At 40.5% G+C, this 22287-nt stretch carries 20 protein-coding genes; 9 read left to right on the top strand and 11 right to left on the bottom strand.

Annotation, left to right across the window (positions count from 1 at the left end; translation table 11 throughout):
* Position 1 precedes the first annotated feature (1 nt).
* Positions 2-3403, bottom strand: coding sequence for an isoleucine--tRNA ligase (gene ileS / locus HYG79_RS09405; RefSeq protein ID WP_179241840.1), 3402 nt, complete (start codon positions 3401-3403; stop codon positions 2-4).
* A gap of 191 nt (positions 3404-3594) precedes the next feature.
* Between ileS and HYG79_RS09400 the strand changes: the two genes are divergently transcribed.
* The gene (locus HYG79_RS09400) at positions 3595-3978 is read left to right on the top strand and encodes a YtxH domain-containing protein (protein WP_179241839.1); all 384 of its coding nucleotides are present in this window, start codon (positions 3595-3597) and stop codon (positions 3976-3978) included.
* Between the two features lie 84 nt (positions 3979-4062).
* On the opposite strand, the gene HYG79_RS09395 is transcribed toward HYG79_RS09400, so the two are convergent.
* The 4 genes from HYG79_RS09395 to HYG79_RS09380 all read right to left on the bottom strand — a co-directional run bounded on the left by HYG79_RS09395 (position 4063) and on the right by HYG79_RS09380 (position 9991).
* Positions 4063-6492: a TonB-dependent receptor gene (locus HYG79_RS09395; protein WP_228027850.1), complete on the bottom strand. Its 2430-nt coding sequence runs from the start codon at positions 6490-6492 to the stop codon at positions 4063-4065.
* On the bottom strand, positions 6476-7195 hold the full coding sequence (gene recO, locus HYG79_RS09390) for a DNA repair protein RecO (protein ID WP_179241838.1): 720 nt from the start codon (positions 7193-7195) through the stop codon (positions 6476-6478). The genes HYG79_RS09395 and recO overlap by 17 nt, the downstream gene beginning before the upstream one ends.
* Positions 7196-7363: 168 nt before the next feature.
* Positions 7364-8707 (bottom strand): NADP-specific glutamate dehydrogenase, encoded by a 1344-nt coding sequence (gene gdhA / locus HYG79_RS09385; RefSeq protein WP_179241837.1) that lies wholly within the window; start codon positions 8705-8707, stop codon positions 7364-7366.
* Positions 8708-8836: 129 nt separating this feature from the next.
* A complete protein-coding gene (locus tag HYG79_RS09380) occupies positions 8837-9991 on the bottom strand; it encodes a cystathionine gamma-synthase (RefSeq protein ID WP_179241836.1) in 1155 nt (384 codons plus the stop codon).
* Positions 9992-10076: 85 nt separating this feature from the next.
* On the opposite strand from HYG79_RS09380, the gene HYG79_RS09375 reads away from it, so the two are divergent.
* The gene (locus HYG79_RS09375; RefSeq protein WP_179241835.1) at positions 10077-10826 is read left to right on the top strand and encodes a DUF3298 and DUF4163 domain-containing protein; all 750 of its coding nucleotides are present in this window, start codon (positions 10077-10079) and stop codon (positions 10824-10826) included.
* 19 nt (positions 10827-10845) lie between these two features.
* Here the strand turns inward: HYG79_RS09375 and HYG79_RS09370 are convergent, their stop codons facing one another.
* Complete coding sequence (locus tag HYG79_RS09370) at positions 10846-11307, bottom strand: DinB family protein (RefSeq protein WP_179241834.1); 462 nt, start codon at positions 11305-11307, stop codon at positions 10846-10848.
* Positions 11308-11395: 88 nt separating this feature from the next.
* On the opposite strand from HYG79_RS09370, the gene HYG79_RS09365 reads away from it, so the two are divergent.
* Positions 11396-11749 carry an arsenate reductase family protein gene (locus tag HYG79_RS09365; protein ID WP_179241833.1) on the top strand — a complete coding sequence of 118 codons (354 nt, stop codon included), beginning with the start codon at positions 11396-11398 and terminating at the stop codon, positions 11747-11749.
* Complete coding sequence (locus HYG79_RS09360; RefSeq protein WP_179241832.1) at positions 11746-12639, top strand: DMT family transporter; 894 nt, start codon at positions 11746-11748, stop codon at positions 12637-12639. The genes HYG79_RS09365 and HYG79_RS09360 overlap by 4 nt, the downstream gene beginning before the upstream one ends.
* Here the strand turns inward: HYG79_RS09360 and HYG79_RS09355 are convergent.
* Positions 12623-13099: an acyl-CoA thioesterase gene (locus HYG79_RS09355; RefSeq protein ID WP_179241831.1), complete on the bottom strand. Its 477-nt coding sequence runs from the start codon at positions 13097-13099 to the stop codon at positions 12623-12625. The genes HYG79_RS09360 and HYG79_RS09355 overlap by 17 nt on opposite strands.
* Positions 13100-13206: 107 nt before the next feature.
* On the opposite strand from HYG79_RS09355, the gene HYG79_RS09350 reads away from it, so the two are divergent.
* A complete protein-coding gene (locus HYG79_RS09350; RefSeq protein WP_179241830.1) occupies positions 13207-14181 on the top strand; it encodes an NAD(P)H-dependent flavin oxidoreductase in 975 nt (324 codons plus the stop codon).
* Between the two features lie 65 nt (positions 14182-14246).
* On the opposite strand, the gene HYG79_RS09345 is transcribed toward HYG79_RS09350, so the two are convergent.
* The gene (locus tag HYG79_RS09345) at positions 14247-15902 is read right to left on the bottom strand and encodes an FAD-dependent oxidoreductase (RefSeq protein ID WP_179241829.1); all 1656 of its coding nucleotides are present in this window, start codon (positions 15900-15902) and stop codon (positions 14247-14249) included.
* Between the two features lie 5 nt (positions 15903-15907).
* Positions 15908-16183, bottom strand: coding sequence for a UBP-type zinc finger domain-containing protein (locus HYG79_RS09340; RefSeq protein WP_179241828.1), 276 nt, complete (start codon positions 16181-16183; stop codon positions 15908-15910).
* A 126-nt stretch (positions 16184-16309) separates the two neighbouring features.
* On the opposite strand from HYG79_RS09340, the gene HYG79_RS09335 reads away from it, so the two are divergent.
* From HYG79_RS09335 to HYG79_RS09325, 3 genes are read left to right on the top strand one after another with little or no spacing between them, the layout of a single operon-like run.
* Complete coding sequence (locus tag HYG79_RS09335; RefSeq protein ID WP_179241827.1) at positions 16310-17326, top strand: bestrophin family protein; 1017 nt, start codon at positions 16310-16312, stop codon at positions 17324-17326.
* The gene (locus HYG79_RS09330) at positions 17326-18288 is read left to right on the top strand and encodes a YheT family hydrolase (RefSeq protein WP_179241826.1); all 963 of its coding nucleotides are present in this window, start codon (positions 17326-17328) and stop codon (positions 18286-18288) included. The genes HYG79_RS09335 and HYG79_RS09330 overlap by 1 nt, the downstream gene beginning before the upstream one ends.
* 42 nt (positions 18289-18330) lie before the next feature.
* Positions 18331-18810: a c-type cytochrome gene (locus HYG79_RS09325; protein ID WP_179241825.1), complete on the top strand. Its 480-nt coding sequence runs from the start codon at positions 18331-18333 to the stop codon at positions 18808-18810.
* A gap of 83 nt (positions 18811-18893) precedes the next feature.
* On the opposite strand, the gene HYG79_RS09320 is transcribed toward HYG79_RS09325, so the two are convergent.
* Entirely contained in the window at positions 18894-20522 is a 1629-nt protein-coding gene (locus tag HYG79_RS09320; protein ID WP_179241824.1) for a SulP family inorganic anion transporter, read from the bottom strand.
* 240 nt (positions 20523-20762) lie between these two features.
* On the opposite strand from HYG79_RS09320, the gene HYG79_RS09315 reads away from it, so the two are divergent.
* On the top strand, positions 20763-21209 hold the full coding sequence (locus HYG79_RS09315; protein ID WP_228027849.1) for a DUF421 domain-containing protein: 447 nt from the start codon (positions 20763-20765) through the stop codon (positions 21207-21209).
* Positions 21210-21319: 110 nt separating this feature from the next.
* Here the strand turns inward: HYG79_RS09315 and HYG79_RS09310 are convergent, their stop codons facing one another.
* The gene (locus HYG79_RS09310) at positions 21320-22234 is read right to left on the bottom strand and encodes a nicotinic acid mononucleotide adenyltransferase (RefSeq protein WP_179241822.1); all 915 of its coding nucleotides are present in this window, start codon (positions 22232-22234) and stop codon (positions 21320-21322) included.
* Positions 22235-22287 lie beyond the last annotated feature (53 nt).

The raw sequence follows: 22287 nt of genomic DNA, 5'->3' as shown, positions 1-22287 counted from the left end.
TCTAGTGCTTTTGGATAAACAATTTTGTGTTTACTTCATCAAAGGAGATCAATGTACCTTTTTCCAATTTTTCGGCAAAATTCAAATCGGCCGTCAAGGTCTCCGTTTTAATATATTCCATATTACTTTCTACGGCATCTTCTATTAAGCCGTCCTTTAGTATTTGAATATCAATTTTATCGGTCACTTCAAACCCGGATTCTTTTCTAATGTTTTGAATACGGTTGACCAATTCCCTAGCGATACCCTCTCTTTTAAGGTTTTCATTGATGCTGATATCGAGTGCTACCGTTATCGCACCCGAACTGGCTACCAACCATCCTTCAATATCCTGGGAGGTTATCTCTACATCCTGTAACTGTAATTTAATACTTTTATTTTCCAGATTCAACGATATTTCGCCCTGTTGTTCGATTTTTTGGATGTCTTCCTGCTCCAATTTTGCTACCGCATTGGCAATGAGCTTCATATCTTTTCCAAATTTTGGGCCTAAAGTCTTAAAGTTTGGTTTAATTTTTTTCACCAGTATTCCCGAGGCATCGTCCAATAACTCTATCTCCTTCACATTTACCTCGGACTTTATCAAATCGGCCACCGCTTCAATTTCATTTTTTTGGGCATCGTCCAAAATAGGAATCATTATTTTTTGTAGCGGTTGACGCACTTTTATCTTTTCTTTTTGACGGATGGACAATACCAGTGATGAAATCGTCTGCGCTTTTGCCATCTTGCTTTCTAAGGCGGTATTGACTAGAGTCGTATCATACTTTGGAAAATCAGCCAAATGTACACTTTCAAACGTTTCGTTTTTAGTCGTATTTGTTAAATCTTTGTAAAGCCTGTCCATAAAAAACGGTGCTACCGGAGCTGATAGTTTGGCAACAGTGACCAAGCAGGTGTACAACGTTTGATATGCCGATATTTTGTCTTGTTGGTAATCCCCTTTCCAAAAGCGTCTCCTGCACAGGCGCACATACCAGTTGCTCAAGTTTTCCTGTACATAGTTGGATATGGCACGCGTGGCACGCGTTGGTTCATAGTCGGCATAGGCTTCATCTACCTCCTTTATAAGCGTATGCAACTCCGAAAGGACCCATTGGTCAATTTCAGGCCTTTCATTTATCGGAATATCCGTTTCCGAGTAATCAAACCCATCAATATTGGTATATAGGGCAAAAAACGAATACGTGTTGTACAGCGTTCCAAAAAATTTGCGCTTGACCTCGATTATACCTTCCGTATCAAATTTAAGATTGTCCCATGGGTTAGCGTTGCTTATCATGTACCAACGTGTGGCATCCGCACCATGTTCGTTCATCGTCTCAAAAGGATCTACGGCATTGCCCAAACGTTTGGACATTTTTTTACCTTCCTTGTCGAGCACCAATCCGTTAGATACCACATTTTTATAGGCTACCGAATCAAAAACCATTGTTGCTATGGCATGAAGTGTATAAAACCACCCTCGGGTTTGGTCAACGCCTTCGGCGATAAAATCGGCAGGAAAGGTTTCTCCCTCGTCGACCAAGTTTTTATTCTCAAACGGGTAGTGCCACTGTGCATAGGGCATTGAACCGCTATCGAACCAAACATCGATCAAATCGCTTTCACGTTTCATGGGTTTTCCCAATGCCGAGACCAACGTAATCTGATCAACAATATTTTTATGTAAATCTATTTTTTCATAATTCTCATCGGACATGTCTCCAACGACAAAATCATCAAAAATATCTTTTTCCAAAATCCCGGCCGAAACGGCTTTTTTCATTTCGGATTTGAGCTCCGCTACAGAACCTATTATCATTTGTTCGGTACCATCTTCGGTACGCCAAATAGGCAAAGGAACGCCCCAGTATCTTGATCGGGACAGGTTCCAATCGTTGGCATTGGCCAACCAGTTGCCAAAACGCCCTTCTCCCGTTGCTTTGGGCTTCCAGTTGATAGTTTGGTTCAATGCAAACATCTTGTCCTTAATGCTAGTTACTTTTATGAACCAAGAATCCAACGGATAATAAAGAATAGGCTTATCGGTACGCCAACAATTTGGATAACTGTGCACATATTTTTCTACTTTGAAAGCCTTGTTCTCTCCCTTTAATTTTATGGCAATTTCAACATCGATAGAGCGTTCGGGTGCTTCACCATCCTCATAATATTCGTTTTTTACGTACTTGCCCCCAAACTCTTTCAATTCTGGTCTGAACCTTCCCTGTAAATCTACCAATGGGACGGGATTATCATTTTCATCCAAAACCAACAGGGGTGGTATCTCGGGAACGGCTTGTTTGGCCACCAAGGCATCGTCCGCACCAAAAGTGGGTGCGGTGTGCACGATTCCCGTACCGTCCTCGGTAGTTACAAAGTCACCGGCGATGACACGAAAGGCATTTTCAGCATTTTGATAAGGCTTGGCATAATCAATGAGTTGTTCATATTTAATCCCTACCAAATCAGAACCTTTTGCTTCGGCTATGGTTTTGTAAGGTATCTTTTTGTCAGAAGAACTATATCCGACAAAATCTTCGTCACTATCAGCTTCAAAAAATTTTCCGTTAAACTGTTTCGCTACCAAATTTTTTGCCACTATCACGAATACAGGTTCAAAAGTATATTGATTAAAGGTTTTCACTAAAACATAATCAATCTTAGGGCCAACGGTCAGTGCTGTATTTGAAGGCAATGTCCACGGTGTGGTCGTCCAAGCTAAAAAATAAATCTCTCCCTCAATACCTTTTAAAAACTCTGGCAGGGTTTCTTTTTTGACTTTGAACTGAGCGGTTACCGTAGTATCGGTCACATCTTGGTAGGTTCCCGGTTGGTTCAACTCATGGGAACTTAATCCCGTACCCGCTTTGGGCGAATAAGGCTGAATGGTGTACCCTTTATAAATAAGCCCCTTGTCGTAAATTTGTTTTAGCAGCCACCAGACCGTTTCCATATACTTGGGCTTGTAGGTGATATAGGGATCATCCATATCTACCCAATACCCAACTTGCTTGGTCATAGCGTTCCAAACATCGGTATAACGCATGACCGCTTTTTTACAGGCTGCATTGTATTCCTCTACCGATATTTTTTTGCCGATATCCTCTTTGGTGATTCCCAGTTCTTTTTCTACGCCCAGTTCAATAGGCAGGCCGTGCGTGTCCCAGCCTGCTTTACGTTTTACCTGGTATCCCTTCATGGTCTTGTATCTAGGAAAAATATCCTTTATGGTACGTGCCATAACATGATGAATTCCCGGCATACCATTCGCTGAAGGCGGACCTTCATAAAACACATAGCTTGGTTTACCTTCACGTGTAGATACACTTTTCTCAAAAATCCGGTTTTCCTTCCAATACGCAAGAATTTCTTCAGCGACCCTGGGCAGGTTTAATCCTTTGTATTCTGCAAACTTCATATAACGGGTTCAGGTACTACAAATTAAGGCTGCAAAATTATAAATTTTGATTGAATTTAGGAGCGTTAATCGCAAATGAATATGCAATCCTGATGTAGCTTTCCGGATTGCCAAATTAAAAATAGCATCTAAATATGATTTTAATACGTATCTATGTGCAATTAACCTTTAACATTAAAAAATATAAAAAGATGAAAAAAGTAATTTTAGGTTCCGTATTGATGCTTGTATTGAGTGTGTCTTTTGTTTCTTGTAGAGAAGCTGCGGACAAGGCCAAAGAAGCTGCTGAAGAAACCAGCGAAGCAATGGATGAAGCCGGAGAAGACCTTAAGGAAGCTGGCGAAGATGCCATGGATAAAGCGAAAGAAGTTGGTGAGGACATGAAAGAGGCCGGTGAAAACGCAATGGACGAGGCAAAAGAAGTAGGTGAGGATATGAAAGAAGCTGGCGAGGATGCCATGGACAAAGCGAAAGAAGTTGGCGAGGATATGAAGAAAGCCGGTTCCGATGCTATGGACAAAGCAAAAGAAACCGCAAAAGAGGTAGAAAAAGAAGTGAAAGACGGTACAAAGTAAGCCAAAGACATTTTAAAAAAGCCCCGATGAAATTCATCGGGGCTTTTTTATGGCTACGGGTTTCGTAAAAAATGAACGATGATATCAAAAGGAATAGCCCAATCCCAAAATTAAATTTAAGCCTGGTGCAACTATCCCCGATGAATAGGTACGATAGCGTTGATCGGTAATATTCTCTACGTTAAGCGAAGCCTTTAGACCATTTCCCATTTCATATTGGGAGCGAAAGTTGAGCGTATACCACGAAGGGCTGAACGGGTTTCCATTGAGGTCACTGGCATAAATAAAATCCTTGGCCCGTTCCGAAAAGGCAAGGTCATCAAAAGAGACCTCCCCGTTGTAGTTCAAGAATACATCGGCTTTTAGTCTTTGGTTTTTCCATATTATGTGAAAATCGCCAAAAGTTGGGGCAACATGTCTCCCAGGAGAATCCGTTCCATCATCTTCCTCCTCTATTCCCTGGGTAAAGGTAAGGTTTGACAGTAATGAAAGTTGATCCGAGAGAAAGGCCTCCAAACCGAATTCAAAACCGTATACGTAAGCTTTTGCGGCATTTTGAATGGCTTGTACATTACTTAATTCTCCGTTATAATCTATTTCGGACTGTTCGTTGAACTCAAAATCCCTTCGTACCAAGGCATCGACCAAATAGGTGTAAAAAGCGGCACCTTTCAATACCACTTTATCCTTAAAATTTTTTTGTATGCCTAGCTCGGTATTATAGGCGTACTCGGGAACCAAATCGGGATTGGGAACCACAACGGAACCCGGTTCCGAATCAAACACCTTACCTATATCATCTATATTGGGGGACCTAAAGCCCGTGGATCCGTTAAAGGTAATCTGTAAATTTTCTTTTGGAAACCAGCTAAAACCTAAACTCCCCGTTACCGCATCATTGTTTAAATTGGCATTGTCAAAAGGAAACGGAAAAAAAGTCCTGTCAAAGACTGCATTTACCCACACATGACTATAGCGTATGCCGGACAGTAAGGTAAAATTAGGCTTGGCCTTATACTCCGTATTCAAATAACCGGCCAGCGTTTCCCAAGTAGAACCATTGGGGTATCTAGATGCCGCATTTGATGTTACATTGGTCTCGATATTTTTTTGACGGCCTTCTGAGTATACTTTGTTATAAATATACTCTGCCCCGTAATACAGTCTTAAATCTCCTATTTTTTTATTTTCAAAATCAATGTTTGCCGAAAAGGCATCTACTTTTTCCCGAGTCGTAAATCTATCCAAACTACCAAAGCCCCTACTATTTCTACTTTCTTGAAAATGTTGGTATGCCGTGGTCAATCTCACTCCATCATAAAACTTTCCTTTTCCTTTTTTATTGATCTGTAAATTACCCATGAACCATTTTTGTGGGCCATAGAACCATTCTGCGGAACGCAAACCGTCATTTGAACTGTTGGGCCGTATCAATCTATCATATCTGGAATAATCCGATGTTGTGGAATAGTAAGCCCCCAAACTATAATCCCACGTATTATTGGGCTTATAGGCAATTTTTTGAAGTAAATTGATTTGATCATACCCTGTAGGAGTCTGTTTTTGGGGGTTTTCATTGAAAACCAAAACGTCTTGCCCGTTTCTTCTCTCTACAAAATTTGTCCTTAAATAAGAATTGGGACCATGTTCGCCCATGGTTAAATCACCAAAACTATTGTATGTGGCACTGGTCAAGAACGCCCACTTCTTTTTCCCCAAATTAAAATCTACATGAAATGTATTTTCATTGTTCGCCGAAGCGAAGCGATATGCCGTACTGCCTGAAAAATCGAGTTCTTCGGTCGTGGCATACGTTGGCTTTTTGGTATAAAAATTCATTACGCCCCCAATGGCATCGCTCCCATAAATAACCGAACCGGGGCCAAAGATAATTTCGGTATTTTTTATGGTATACGGGTCTATTGAAATTACATTTTGTACGTTGCCTCCCCTGAATATGGCATTGTTCATGCGCACCCCGTCTACTGAAAGCAATAGTCTGTTTGTGGCAAAACCCCTAATCATGGGACTACCACCCCCCAACTGACTTTTTTGGACAAAAACCTTTCCGCTCTGTGCCAATGCGTCGGCTGCCGTTTGCGGATTGTAAAAGGCTATTGTTCTTGCATCAATAGAAGCTAATTTTTGAGGGATATCTTTTTTTTGCTGTTCCCATTTTGAAATGGACATGACCACTTCATTCAATTCTTGTGGCTTTATGGTCAAAAAAATTCTGTTTCCTTTTTTTCTTATGAGATTCTTGGTCGATTTCCGAACGTCATAGCTCAAATGTTTAAAAGTGATGCGTTCATTATAATCAAAGGCCAAAAGGCTGCATTTGCCGTTAAAGTCGGTCAGGGCCGTTTTTGATTTGTCTGTATTGTAAACAGCCACGTTGGGTATGGGCTCATTAGTGTCCCTGTCCAAAACCACAATTTCCTGTGCAGAAATTTCTTGGAAGCATACAAAAAAGAGAAGCACTATTAAGTGGCGCATACTAGCTGAAAACTTCATTTAAAATGGTAAGCGATTTGGGTTTTCTAAATCCGTGCAAATGTAATTCAAAATACAGAACAAGGGATTTCAAAAGTTCTTGTCTATGGGTTTTATGCATCTTTATGGTTTGTATGGCATCAAAACTTATGCCTAAGAATGCTTTGAAGTAATTTAAATTTTCCCCTGTAATCATGGGGTTAAGTGATGGGGCGATGGCAAACTCGCCTTCCAACAAATCAAAATATGGCGCATTGGAATTATATGTGTCCGGATAAAACCCCAAATATTTGGTCAGTGACAATAAAAAATAGATGTGAAAATTAGCGACTTCATCGTGCACATCCAGCCATTGTAGGGAAGCTTCCAAAAAAATAAAAAGCTCTTTATTTTCCTCTTCCTCGTGTATGCTGTTCGCCAACATTTCTGCCAGGAACATTGTCATTGCGTTTTTTGTAATATCGGTATGTAGGGATTGATAATGGTAATTGACCTTGGCCTCGCGTATGCTTTCCAAAGTACCTTTGTTCTTGTGGTTGGCCACCAACTCTAACTGTGTCAAAGGTTGAAAAAGTGCTGTTTTGAGCTTTCCCTTTTTTGAAGCCAAAACGCCTTTGAGCAAGTAACTCTTTAACCCGTCCGATACGGTAAATACCTTCACGATCAAGCTTGTATCCCCATATTTTAAGGAAGTCAATACTATTGCTTTGGTGGTTACCTGCATCTATTTATAAGGGTTTTAGGTAAAGATAGGTTGAAAAAGTACGAAAAGCGAAATACAATTTTGATGTGCTATCATACCAATTCAAAATGGGAACAGCATAAAAACAAAAAACCCATAAGGTTATAAAAAACCTTATGGGTGATACTATTTAAAATTTGTGCTTCGTATTTAAATTACTCCCTGGGCCAACATAGCATCGGCCACTTTTACAAAGCCTGCAATATTTGCTCCTTTTACATAATTACAATAGCCGTCTTCTTCCTTGCCATATTCTATACAGGAATCATGAATGTCCTCCATTATGTTTTTGAGACGTTCGTCTACCTCTTCGCGAGTCCAACTTATACGTAATGAGTTTTGGGACATTTCCAACCCTGAAGTGGCAACACCACCGGCATTGGAAGCCTTGCCCGGCGCAAATAATATTTTTGCCTTTTCAAACTCGTGAATTGCTTCGGGAGTAGAAGGCATATTGGCACCTTCTGCCACACAAATGCATCCATTTTTGACCAAGGCCTTGGCATCATCTCCATCCAATTCGTTCTGGGTGGCACATGGCAAGGCAATGTCGCATTTTACCGTCCAAGGTGTTTCCCCTTTGTGAAAAGTTGCAGAAGTGTATTTGTCCGCATATTCCGAAATACGCCCTCTTTTATTATTTTTTAAATCCATCACATAGGCCAATTTCTCCTCATCAATACCATCGGCATCATGAATGTATCCCTGAGAATCCGATAACGTAAGTACTCTAGCACCTAGATGCAATGCTTTTTCGGCAGCAAATTGAGCAACATTTCCCGAGCCGGATATCACAACGTCCTTCCCTTTAAAATCCATATCACGGGTCTTCATCATACTTTCGGCAAAATAAACAGTACCATATCCTGTAGCCTCGGGGCGGATTAGGGAGCCGCCCCAGGAACGACCTTTTCCTGTAAGCACTCCGGTAAATTCATTTCTAATCTTTTTATACATCCCAAAAAGAAACCCTATTTCTCGTGCCCCTACACCTATATCCCCGGCGGGGACATCGGTATTTGGGCCAATATGCCTATTCAACTCTAACATAAAGGCGTGGCAAAAGCGCATGACCTCATCGTCAGACTTGCCTTTTGGGTCAAAATCAGAACCTCCTTTGCCACCACCCATAGGGAGTGTGGTAAGACTGTTCTTGAACACCTGCTCAAAGGCCAAGAACTTGAGAATACTGGCATTTACCGTTGGGTGAAAGCGCAACCCCCCTTTATAAGGGCCTATGGCGGAATTCATCTGAATACGATAGCCCCGGTTTACGTGAATCTCTCCGTCATCGTCTACCCATGCTACGCGAAAAGACAGGAGTCGCTCCGGTTCGACCATTCGCAACAAGATATTCTTGCCATTATAAATTTTGTGTTTGGCGATATAGGGTATGACCGTTTCCGCAACTTCCTGTACCGCTTGAATGAACTCGGGCTCATGACCATTTCTAGCCTTTACCTCATCCATAAATGCTTTGATTTTTGCTTCCATAAATGATAAGGAGATAAATTAATACCCATCGGCTATGCCAAGGGCTAGGTTATTGAATTCAAAATATATTGGCAAAATTATGCTATTATTATATTTAAGGCCCTATTTTTTTAAAAATTCGATAAAAAATTATCCTATGGCCTGTTCCAAATCGGCAATTAGGTCATCCTTATCCTCAATACCTACGCTTAAACGTATCAAAGCATCGACCACACCGCTTTTTTCCCGCTCTTCTTTAGGGATGCTGGCATGGGTCATACTTGCGGGGTGCCCTGCCAAACTTTCTACCCCTCCTAAAGATTCCGCCAATGTAAATACTTCGAGTTTTTCCACGATTTTAATCGCATCTTCATAACTACTCCCCATTGTCACAAAAGATATCATGCCACCAAAATCATTCATTTGGTTTTTGGCGATTTCATGATTGGGATGATTTTCAAAGCCCGGCCAATACACTTTCTCGATTTTTGGATGCTTTGCCAAATATCGCGCTATGGCCTTACCGTTTTCGCAATGGCGCTGCATACGAACATGTAGGGTCTTTATGCCCCTAAGGGTCAGGAAACTATCCATTGGGCCACATACGGCACCACTGGCATTTTGAATAAAATAAAGTCTATCGGCCAGTTCTTTGTCCTTCACGACCAAAGCACCTACAACGACATCGCTATGGCCTCCCAAATACTTTGTGGCAGAATGCATTACGATATCGGCCCCCAAATCTAAAGGTGTTTGTAAATAAGGTGTAGCAAAAGTATTATCCACGGCCAATAGAATATTCTTCTTTTTTGCCAATTGGGAAACTGCTTTGATATCTATGACATTCATCATGGGATTGGTTGGCGTTTCTACCCAAATGAGCTTGGTGTTTTCATTGATATGCGCTTCTATTTTATCTACACTTTCCATACCAATAAAATGAAAAACGATACCGTATTTTTCAAATACCTGTTTGAACAAACGGTAGCTACCACCGTATAAATCGTTTGTGGAAACTACTTCATCTCCCGGGTTCAATAATTTTATTACCGCATCAATCGCTGCGAGCCCACTCCCGAATGCAAGGCCGTAATTTCCATTTTCAATACTGGCCAAAGCATTTTCCAATGCAGTACGCGTAGGGTTGGCACTTCGGGAATATTCAAACCCCATATGCCCGCCAGGCGTTGACTGCGCATAGGTTGAGGTTTGGTAGATTGGGGGCATTACGGCACCGTATGCTTTATCCGGGGCCTGCCCGCCGTGTATTGTTTTACTATTGAATTTTAATGATTTCTTTGTCATGTCAAATAATTAATCCTACAAATGTATCGTTATCTTTTGGAGAATACAATGAAGCTTTACTTTTGTACAAAATCAAACATTCCCCATGAAAATTCGAACCTTGTATCTGTTTCTCTTTTTGATATGCATCAGTTGCAAAAACGATGAAAAACTTACGTTTAAGCCAATTATCCTTAACGAAAAAAAGTGTGCCGAATGCCCAATAGTCGAAATTACGGTACCCAAAGCGTTGGGGAAAAATAAGATCGATGCCGTCGTAAATACGGCTATTACCGAAGAGATTGTCTCACTGTTGACCTTTGGCGAGAGGTATGATGCGAAAACCATACAGGAAGCCACAGCTTCATTTAACATGGGTTTTGAAGAACTGCAACAAATATACCCCGATGAAACAACACTTTGGGAAGCTAAAATCAGCGGAGAAGTGGTTTATGAGGACAAAAACGTCCTGACCATACGTTTAGATGCTTATTTGTTTACCGGTGGCGCACATGGTTTCAGCCCTAGCAGGTTTTTGAATTTTGATAAAAATAAGGGAGTGGTGTTAGAAAACGATGCGCTCTTTTCCAAGTTAGAGGATTTTAAAAAACTGGCCGAAAACAAGTTTAGAAAGCAAGAAGATATTCCCTTGGAAGCACCCATAAATAGCACCGGATTTATGTTCGACGGCAATGAGTTTTACCTACCGGACAATATTGGCTATACCCAAGAGGGCATTCAGTTACTATATGAGCAGTACGAAGTTGCTTCTTATGCGGATGGACCCATAAAACTGGTTTTACCTTTTGACGAGGTCAAAAAACATTTGGTGCTCAAAACAAAACCAAAGTCTTGAAACCATTCTGAAACATCGGTTATCCCATCAATATTTTCTTTAGGGAAACGATGGCTCCCAAATGAAGGCCTTCATGAAATAGATTAAAAGCTATGGCATCCTCAATATTTTTCAATGTTACTTTGGCACTGGTAGTGTATTCGTTATAATTTTCAAAAAGACCGGCATTGTAATCTTCTTGCGCCCATTCAATGGTAGGTACAAGATACCCGGATACCATTTTGATTTCCTCATCGGGGGCCGTACCATCAGGCACCGTGCCCTTCCTGTATTCGTTGATCAATTCATCAGGGATACGTACCTGCAGACCACTTAGCTTATAGAGTAATAACTGCTGTGTAACCACTATATGAGCGATATTCCACCAAATATTGTTTCTATATCCTTCTGGTATTTTTAGAAGCTTATCCCTAGAGAGGTCATCCAAAATGCCATGTAGATTTCTTCTATTTTGCAAAGTTATTTTAAATAGGTTTCTCAAAATAGTTACTTTTTTAATTCAATTTTAAAAATAGCACAATTAGCGGTAATTAAGTTTCTTTGCAAAGGAATAGTTATATAATGGAACAATGAAAAAAATATACCACTTAAGCACTTGCGATACCTGCCAAAGAATCCTCAAAGAGCTACAACCCTTGGATGGTTTTGAACTCCAGGACATCAAGACCGAGGCCGTTACAGCATCCCAGCTGGAGGAAATGCACAAACTATCCGAAAGCTACGAAGCCCTGTTCAGCAAACGAGCCAGATTGTATCGTGAAAAAGGATTGAACGAAAAGCAGCTTTCCGAAAGCGAGTATAAAAACCTGATTTTGGAACACTACACCTTTTTGAAAAGGCCCGTAATCATGTTAGACGACCACATCTTTATCGGAAACAGTAAAAAGGTAGTGCAGGCTGCCAAAGCGGCCATACATTCTTGAGCAAGCGGACCTTAGCCATATTGGCCGCTATTGGTGCTACAACAATATATGGCATCAACCATACTATTGCCAAGGAGGTTATGCCTGTTTACGTAAAACCGTTCGGCTTTATCTTTTTAAGGGTCTTTGGGGCAGCTATTCTATTTTGGGGGATTTCATTTCTTGGTCCAAAAGAAAAGATTGAAAAAAAGGATTGGGGCCGTTTGGTTGTTGCGGCATTGTTGGGAATGGTCGTTAATATGCTTTCTTTTTTTAAAGGGCTTGAGCTTTCAACACCTATAAACAGTGCTGTTTTGGTTACCATAAGCCCCATAATTGTAGTTGCCCTATCCGCTTTCTTCTTGAAAGAACGTATTACCCTGAACAAAAGTCTAGGTATCATATTCGGATTCGTAGGCGCACTTGCTTTAGTGCTTTTTGGTATGGAAATACGACAAGATGCCCCTAATATTCCTTTAGGGAATACGCTTTTTATCATTAATGCAATTGCCTATGGCAGCTATTTGATAGTTGCCAAAAAATTGGTGGAAAAATATCATCCGTTTACACTAATGCGCTGGTTGTTTACTGTTGCCGCAATCATCAATCTGCCGATGACACTACCTGAATTTTTAGAAATCGATTGGGTAACAATGCCCTTGTGGGCCTACGGTGTAATATTGTTCGTTGTCCTATGCACAACATTCATGACGTATCTCTTTAATATTTTTGCCATGACCGAATTAAAAGCGTCTACTATTGGTGCTTTTATATATGTTCAGCCCATTTTTGGAATTCTGTTCGCTATCGTTACTGGAAAAGACGGTCTTACGATTGTCAAACTGGTCGCCACGATTCTAGTGTTGGTAGGCGTTTATCTAGCCAGCAGAAAACCTAAGCCAAATCTTTAGGGGTCTTGGCAAATCTTCTGGTATCTTCTTTGGTCAATACTCGAAACCCTTCCGCTTTTTCGGCCCCACTAAAGGTTTTCAAAAACTCGTTCGTCAATCCGGTAAGGTTACGTGTTTTAAGGTCCATCCAAGCGCCCATCATCTCACAATGTGCCAAATGCCTTCCCTTATAATCATAGAAGTTATGATGGAACTCAAAAAATTTAGCATCCTCGCTCATACCCATAATTTCCATTGAGACCTTAATGGGCCTACCGGGGAAAGCCTCTTTGAAATAGTAGATATGTTCATAGAACACCACGGGCCCAATCTCATGCTGTGCCAATGTTTTTTGGTCAAATCCCAGCTCCATTAAATAGGCCATACGTGTATGGCTCATATAGTTCAAGTAGGCCGAATTGGCCAAATGCCGATTAGCGTCAACATCGCTCCATCGTATTTCGAATTCCTTTAGGTACATTATATTTTGTTATGTGTGCATAATAATCATAAAAATACCATAGTTTTGGAAAAGCACATAGAGATGGCTAACAATTTATCGTTAAATTTAAGCTTAAAAATAATTTCATGAGTCAAAGACCCGATTTTATCCAACACCTTTCCTTACCTGCCATTGCCGCACCCATGTTTTTGATTTCCGGTCCAAAATTGGTCGTTGAATGCTGTAAAAACGGTATTGTAGGCACGTTCCCGGCCCTTAATCAAAGAACAAGCGAAGGTTTTGAGGAATGGCTTATCGAGATAAAGTCGGAGCTCGAAGAATTTGAAAAGGAGACTGGTAAAAAACCTGCCCCGTTCGGGGTAAATTTAATTGTTCATCCTACGAATCCAAGATTAGAGGCCGACATCAAGCTTTGTGTAAAGCATAAAGTACCTATTATCATTACTTCATTGGGAGCAGTGTCAATGGTCGTAGATGCCATTCATAGTTATGGTGGACTGGTTTTTCACGATATTGTCAAAAAACGCCATGCAGAAAAAGCACAGGAAGCTGGCGTGGATGGCCTGATACTTGTCGCTGCCGGTGCTGGCGGACATGCAGGTACCATAAACCCCATGACCCTTGTGGCCGAAATCAAAAAATTCTTTCATAAGACCATTATTTTATCCGGCTGTATCAGTACCGGGCGAGACATTGCCTCTGCTATGCAAATGGGTGCAGATTTGGCCTACATGGGTACACGATTTATCAATACCGATGAGGCAAAAGCCCCAGAGGAATACAAAAAAATGATCATTGATGCCGGAGCTAGCGATGTAGTATATACCGCAGCCATATCTGGGGTACATGCCAATTTTTTAGGGGCAAGCCTAAAAGCAGCCGGACTTACCGAAGAGGATTTGAAAAAAGATGTGAAAATAGATTTTGGAAAAGAGCTCGATACCGAAGCCAAGGCATGGAAAACCATTTGGTCGGCTGGCCAGGGTTCCGCTTTGATAGATGATTCGGTTCCTGTATCAAAATTAATATCCAACTTAAAATCAGAATTCAAATCGGCTATCGAAGAACAAATCAAAGTGTTGGAAACATATCCAAAATAAAAGATTAAATAGCCGTTTTTTTTCAACTCTCAAAGTTAAAGCATGCAACGGTTTGTCTGTCATTTCTAAACTACGGTTGTTTGGCTAGCGCTCAACTCCCCTAAAAATTGATGCACTTGACTTATTGCCATTGAACCCTCACCAACGGCCGAAGCCACTCTTTTCACGGAGCCTTTTCTTACATCACCAACGGCAAAGAACCCAGGAATGCTGGTTTCAAGTGATTGTGGTTTTCTATTTTTAAAAATAGAACATATGTGCAAATCCTCTTCTTTTATACCGGGTCCTGTACAAATAAATCCTTTTTCATCAGTGGCCACTAAACCTTTTAGCCAGTCTGTACCAGGTTTAGCCCCTATGAAAGTAAATAGATTGGTAATCGGTTTTTCTATCCTTTCCCCTTCTTTGGTTTCCAAAATCAAGGATTCCAAATGATACTCGCCGTTCAGTTGTGTCACTTGGGTAAACAAATGCACAAAAATGTTTGATGCCGCTTCAATACGCTGTACCAAATAGTCGCTCATTTTAGCCCCTAAATCGCCTCCACGTAAAATTACATGTACTTCCTCGGCATGGTCGGCAAGAAATAATGCTGCCTGCCCCGCAGAATTGCCCCCACCTACAACACCAACAATTTCATCTTTACAAGAAGATGCATTCATTCCCGTAGCGGAATAATATACCCCGCTACCTTCATATTTATCAATATTTTTTAATGGCAGTCTACTGTAACTTGCCCCGGTAGCGGCCATTAAAGCCTTGGATTTAATTTCTTTTCCATTGGTGGCGCATAATATAAAATAGCTGCCCGTATGTTCAATACTTTTCGCCCTGTGCGGAATGGAGATGTTACAGCCAAACTTTTGTGCCTGTACGTATGCCCTATTCGCCAAATCGTTACCTGATATTCCCGTGGGAAACCCCAAATAATTCTCGATTTTTGAGCTCTTTCCCGCTTGCCCACCGGGAGCATTACTATCTATGGTAACCACATCCAAACCTTCGGAAGCGGCGTAGACGCTGGCCGCCAACCCGGCAGGTCCTGCTCCTATGACCAAAAGGTCAAAAATTTTATCCTCAAAGTCCATAAGAACCCCTGAATTTCGGGCGACCGAATCCAACGATGGGTTTTTACATATCTTGGAATCGCTGGTGATTAAAATAGGCAAGTCCTCTTCCGAGAGGTTAAAGTTCAGTAACAGATTTTTTGCCTCATCTGACCGTTCAACATCCAAAAAATTATACCAAATATGGTTCTTTTCCATAAAGTCGCGAATGGCATAGGTCTCTTTTGAGTTACCAGAACCAAGTAGTTTTAGCCCTCCCGTAAATTCATTGAGCACGGTTTGCTGACGCAGTAAAAATGCATTGAGAAGTATATCGCTAATATCGCTGTGCTTGGTTATCGCTCTTCGTAGTTCTAATGGGGTCAACCGCAGAAGACTGGTATTTGCGTTGGCAATGGCATGAAATTGTGCACTGCGGTTGGATAACATTCCACTATCGCCCGAGAATTCATTTTTTTTATGCTCTACAATTATGGCATTATCATTTGTGGGATCTTCTATTGATATAGAACCTTCCAATACGACAAAAAAATCATATTGCAGGTCCCCTAAAGAAAAGACCCGGGTATTTTTGGTGTAATTTTCGATTTTGCCATAGTCTTTTAATTGGTTTATCTGGCGTTGGGTAAGTTCCGGAAATCTTGGGTCGCTCATTGTATTTAGTATCTAGAAATTTGTTGATGTACGTAACACCACATCCATTTTTCATTGGGCTCCGCAGAAATAATCACAGGATGCCCGTGCGAGGTTGAATGCTTACTGGCGTGTTTATTGGGAGAACTATCACAGCACAGGGTTATACCGCAATCTTGGCAAGTGCGTAAATGCACCCAGGAATCTCCGGTTTTTATACATTCATTGCATTCTTGGGATTTTGGTTTTTTAATCTTGGAAACCACCTGTAGGTGTTCACATTTTCTTGCACGTAAAGCCATCCTTAAATTTACGATAAAGTTTAGTTTCTGATTTTAATGAATCCCACGAATTATCAAACTTTTGTCTATTTTTAACAATCGGCTTAACAAAACCTAATCCTTTCGATCTTTAAAGAATATTAATATATGTACATTAAACGCAATATTGGTTGGGGGCTTATTCTAAGGTACGCTTGGAAAAATTTTATTTTTTTCACATTGTACGCTTCATCCATCTTTTGCATATATCATTTTTTGGGATGGGATTTTATAGATGTTCCTTTTCAGCCCCTAAGTGTAATCGGTATTGCAGTGGCATTTTATATCGGTTTTAAAAACAGCCAAAGCTATGATCGTTTTTGGGAAGGTCGCAAAATTTGGGGCGGTATCGTAAACTACAGCCGCACTTGGGCCATACAGGTGTTAAGTTTTGTGAAAACCGACGATTCGGAGTTCGACAAAAAAATGCATACTCAAATGATCTATAGGCACATTGCGTGGATTAATGCAGTGCGGGTACAGCTACGCCAGCCCAAATCTTGGGCCATTAAGGAGAATAAAATGGTAGAAAAAGTTTTTGATAGGCATAATGAACGTAATATTTCCTGTAATGCAGCACAACCATTTATCAGCGTTAAAGAGTTCGATGATTTGGCAAAACGGGTCAACCCTGCCACACATTTGGTAAAAAACCAAGCATTCGACATTTGCACATTAAAGGAAAAAGAGATATTGGATGGTTTTCAAGAAGACCAGATGCAATCGCTATTAGAGGAATTCTATAACCTACAGGGCAAATGCGAGCGCATTAAAAATACGCCGTTCCCTAGGCAATATGGTTACTTTTCCAAAGTCTTTACATGGATATTCGTACTGCTCCTACCTTTTGGCCTATTGGATGTTTTCGAAGATGACTCTATGGCTACCGTTGGCGCAATAGAAGCTTGGTACGTTTTTTTGATGATTCCCTTTTCGGTATTGATCTCTTGGATATTTACGACCATGGAAACTATTGGGGACAATAGCGAAGATCCTTTTGAGGGCCGTATCAACGATGTACCCATGACAGCCCTTTGTAGAACCATCGAAATAGATTTGCGGGATATGTTGAATGAAAAAGACCTACCGGAACCCGTAGCTCCCAAGGATAATATTTTGTATTGATGCCTGTAGTAAAATCTGTTTACAATCCATCATTGTTCCTAAAAAATGGTCATTTTTCCACCATATATTCAGGGCTCTTTCGTAAAGTAAACGGTGTTGCACAACAAAGAGAGCGTTTGGAACTACCGGACGGGGATTTCTTAGATATGGACTGGAGTTATACGGATAATCATTCAAAAAGGCTGGTTATCTTGCTACATGGTCTGGAAGGTGATGCACAGCGACCTTACATTACGGGTAGTGCAAAAATTTTCAATCAAAACGGTTTTGACGCATGTGCCGTGAATTTTAGAGGATGCAGCGGGGAACCTAATCGATTGTACCGTTCCTACCACTCTGGGGCTACCGAAGATTTGGATGCTGTGGTGCAGTACATTTTGAACGAGAGGGACTATTCGGAAATCTATGTAAAAGGATTTAGTCTTGGTGGAAATCTAGCATTGAAGTATTTGGGCGAAAACGATAATATACCCCAGCAAATCAAAGGTGCAGTTGCAGTATCGGTACCTTGTGACCTGCACAGTTCGCTAAGGGCGCTTTTGAGGCCCAAAAATTATTTATATGCCCAACGATTCAAAAAACACTTATTGGCGAAGTTGCGGATAAAACAGCGGTTGTTTCCCAAAAGAATTACCAAAAACGATATAAAACGCATAGAGACCTTAAAGGATTTTGATGATGTTTACACCAGTAAAGCGCATGGGTTTGCCAACGCTATGGATTACTATACCAAGTCTAGCTGCCTACAATTCTTACCAAGAATACAGACCCCTACTCTGATTATAAATGCCGAAAATGATTCATTTTTGGGAGAGGAATGTTATCCTGTGGAAGAGGCGGAACAAAATTCGTTCATATATTTAGAAATGCCCAAATATGGCGGTCATGTAGGTTTTTTTGACAAACAAAGTACTACCTACACCGAAAAAAGGGCAATAAACTTTATACAAGATGTGCTTTAAATTGCCCTAATTCTTATCTTAGTACCTCAAATATATTTTTAGATGAAAAAAATAATGAGCCTTATAGCCATAGCGGCTATATTAACAAGTTGTGGAGAAGAAAAAAAGGAAAAAAAAGATGGTTTTGAAATGAATCGTACCAAAACCGAAAAGAAATCTGCCGATGCATCAGAAGGTGTTCCCGTTGATATGGACAATGATGGTGTTGGCCCTTTTAAAGATGTAACGTTTTCCGATGAGATTAACGCCGAAATGGCCGCTGCAGGAGAGGCTAAATTCAATGCGATCTGTACTGCATGCCACATGGCCGAACAACGTATGATAGGGCCTGCGTTAAAAGGCGTTTACGAGCGTAGAAGTCCGGCCTGGGTCATGAACATGATCATTAATCCTGATGGCATGCTTAGGGAAGACCCTATTGCCAAAGCACTTTTAAAAGAATATAACAACGCTATAATGTTGAATCAGAATTTAACCGAGGACGAAACCAAAGAAGTAGCGGAATATTTACGGACTTTGTAGACTGTTTAAAAAGATTTTTCACTAAAAAGCCGTTACTCTTTTTGAGATAACGGCTTTTTGATTTTAGTAGTGGGATGAACAATTTATAGGCCCCAGACCTTGAAAGGGTTATTTGAGTCCGTATCATCTTTGGTTTTAGGATTATCAACCACTACTTTATAAGTGGGATCTTCCAAAACATTTACATCTATAATGTCATCGGCATTTTCTAAAAGACGGATACAATCTTTACTCAAGTGTCTTAAATGCACTTTCTTACCCGCTTTGGCATAACGTTCGGTAATTTTATTCAGCGCTTCGATTCCCGACATATCGGCTACCCTACTTTCCTTAAAATCAATGATTACTTCATTGGGGTCATTCTGAATATTGAACTTTTCTGCAAATAAGGTTGTCGACCCAAAGAACAAGGGACCATAGATTTCATAATGTTTCACTCCGTTTTCATCGGTATGTTTTCTGGCACGAATACGTTTGGCGTTTTCCCAAGAATAGGCCAAAGCCGAAATTATAACCCCTAGAAGTACCGCTACCGCTAAATTATGTGTTATGGCCGTTATCAAGGTTACCAGTACCATTACAATAACATCGGAATGGGGCATTTTACGAAATGTCTTAAAACTTGCCCACTCAAAAGTTCCGATAGCTACCATAAACATAAGACCTACCAATGCTGCCATGGGCAACTGTTCTATTAAACTGGAACCGAACATAATAAACACCAACAACATTATCGCCGCGGTAATTCCTGAAAGCCGTGCCCTTGCCCCGGAAGATGTATTGATCAAACTCTGCCCGATCATCGCACAACCGCCCATACCGGAAAGAAACCCGGAAAGTATGTTCGCCGTACCTTGGGCCACACATTCTTTATTGCCACTGCCACGGGTTTCCGTTATTTCATCAATGATATTCAATGTTAATAAACTTTCAATCAATCCCACACCGGCAACAATGCCCGCATAAGGGATGATTATCTTGAACGTGTCCCATGTAAGGGGCAATTGAGGGATTGATAGTGGCGGAAAGCCCCCTTTTATGGTTTCTCCGGCACGCATGGTATCGGCTACCGTTAACGTTTCTACGCCAAAACCGATTACAATGGCTGAAACTACAATAATTGCAAGTAAGGAAGATGGCACCGCTTTGGTGAGTTTTGGGAACCCCCAAATAATCAACATTGTTAAAAGTGTTAGACCCAACATCACGTACATGGGTGTTCCGCTCAAAAGTTCATCTGTGCCTTTCTGATAAAAATTAGGGAATTGCGCCATGAAAATTATAATGGCCAGTCCGTTCACAAATCCGAACATTACCGGGTGCGGCACCAATCTTATGAATTTACCCAACCTGAGAACTCCTGCCAAAATCTGTAAAATTCCTGCTATGATCACCGTGGCAAAAACATAGTTCAATATAGTTTCAGGTTCAATTCCGGGAAAAGTTCGTTTAAGTTCCAAAATCAATCCCACGAATATTACGGCAACTGCACCGGTAGCACCGGAAATCATACCAGGCCGCCCCCCCAAGATGGAAGTGACCAAACATAAGATAAAGGCGGCATACAATCCTGTCAACGGAGAAAACCCCGGAATTAAGGCAAATGCTATTGCCTCTGGCACCAACGCCAATGCCACGGTTAGGCCCGATAGGATTTCGGTCTTATAATCTATTTTTTGTTTGAAATCAAAAAGGTTGAAATACTTCTTCATTTATGCTGAATTTATTTCAGTATATCCCTGAAATTAAGGGCGCAAAAATAGCATTTATTATTTGGATGGTGTAATGCTGCCCAATTATTACGCTACAACTTAAATGGTTACGACTAATGTAACATTGAAACATGCGATACATTTACCGCTAAACCTATAAACTACCATCATATGTTTTCTTCAATCGATTTTATTACAGTGCCGAAAATGCTATTAGCAGGAATACTGATCTATGCATACATGATACTAATCACAAGGATTGCCGGCAAGAGAACTTTCGCAAAAATGACAAGTATTGATTTTGCGATTACCATTGCTATGGGGTCTATTCTTGCAGATGCCGTAAACAAACCTATTTCTAGCTTGATGCCCGCCTTTGTTTCGTTAATTGTATTGGCTGGCCTACAGGTATTGTTTTCAAAAATCTTGATTTCGTCAAGCGTATTCAAAGAGCTTACAACCAACACACCTGTGCTACTTGTGAAAAATGGAGTTATCTTAAACGAAAATCTAAAAAAGACATTGGTGAGCAAAGCCGATTTAATGGGTAAATTAAGGGAGGCGAACGTATTTCAATTATCGGAAGTGCAAGCGGTAGTTTTTGAAACTACCGGGGATATCTCGGTTTTGCATTCCAAAGATGGAAAGTCAATTGATAGTATAATACTGGACGATGTAAGCGGGTAAAATAAAAAACCGCCTTAAGTAATGTACCTAAGACGGCTTCTAACTAAATAACCAACCAAAAAATCTTTATTTCGGCTACGCACAACGACCGTAAGCCTACTAGCGTTCTATTATTTCTTTCTTTTTCGCTCTACTTTCATAGTAGGATTCGAAGTCTTTGTTCTTTTCTTGTCCACCGAACTTTTGCCCGATTTTAAGTATTCAATATATCCCCTTCCTTCAAACTCATAAATAGTTTCACTGCTCGGGTGATATAACTCGATAGTACTGTCATTAATAACGTAAAGTTCAAAGTAATCATTGCCCATGGTATCGTAACCTAATGTTAAAGTTTTGAGCGTTTCATCGTTTTCTACGTCATACACCTGATAATCGCCTTCAAAATTCCATTCCAAGTTAGAGATTGGTGTTCCCACCCGATTTACGGACGACCTAAAGTAATTTGGGAAAAACTGTAAAAAGTTCTCATCGTCAAAATCGTTCAGTACGCCCTGCTCACTCGTGAATATTTTTTCCCAAGCGTTGAATTCCTGTAGTAAGTAGTCAATATTCTCATAAAAAACCATATCATAATCAAAGTCGTTTATTTGATATCCCCTTAGATAATATGAAGTGTTGCTTCTTGGGTCATGCAACTCGATAGTGCTATTGTTTATGGCAAAAACATCCAATACCCAAAAACCGTCAATATCATGATCAATATCTACTGCCCCCCTTAACGGGTCATAGTTACCTACGTCTATTCCAAAACCATTTCCGGTCTTGCCTATTCCCACAATATTATTATTGGCATACAATATGCCATTATCAAAGGTTATGGTAAATGCACGTTGTAAAAATGGCACTTCCCCGTTACCACGTGTTTCGTTTACATCTACATACCATAGATCATAGGCCTGTAGTACGGCATCTGTATTAAAGGCAGATTCTTCTATAAATTCATCTTCAATAATAACTTCGGTGTAACAAGAGGTCATTAACGTTCCTATAAGCAAAAATCCGAGGAGTAGTTTTATCGTTTTCATAATATAATGCTTTGGTGTTATTGATATAAAACAATCACCATGCCAATTATTTT

It is taken from the genome of Costertonia aggregata (assembly GCF_013402795.1).
GTDB lineage: Bacteria > Bacteroidota > Bacteroidia > Flavobacteriales > Flavobacteriaceae > Costertonia > Costertonia aggregata.
The sequence above is the reverse complement of the archived record's forward strand: the minus strand, read 5'-3'. Positions and strand labels throughout refer to the sequence as shown.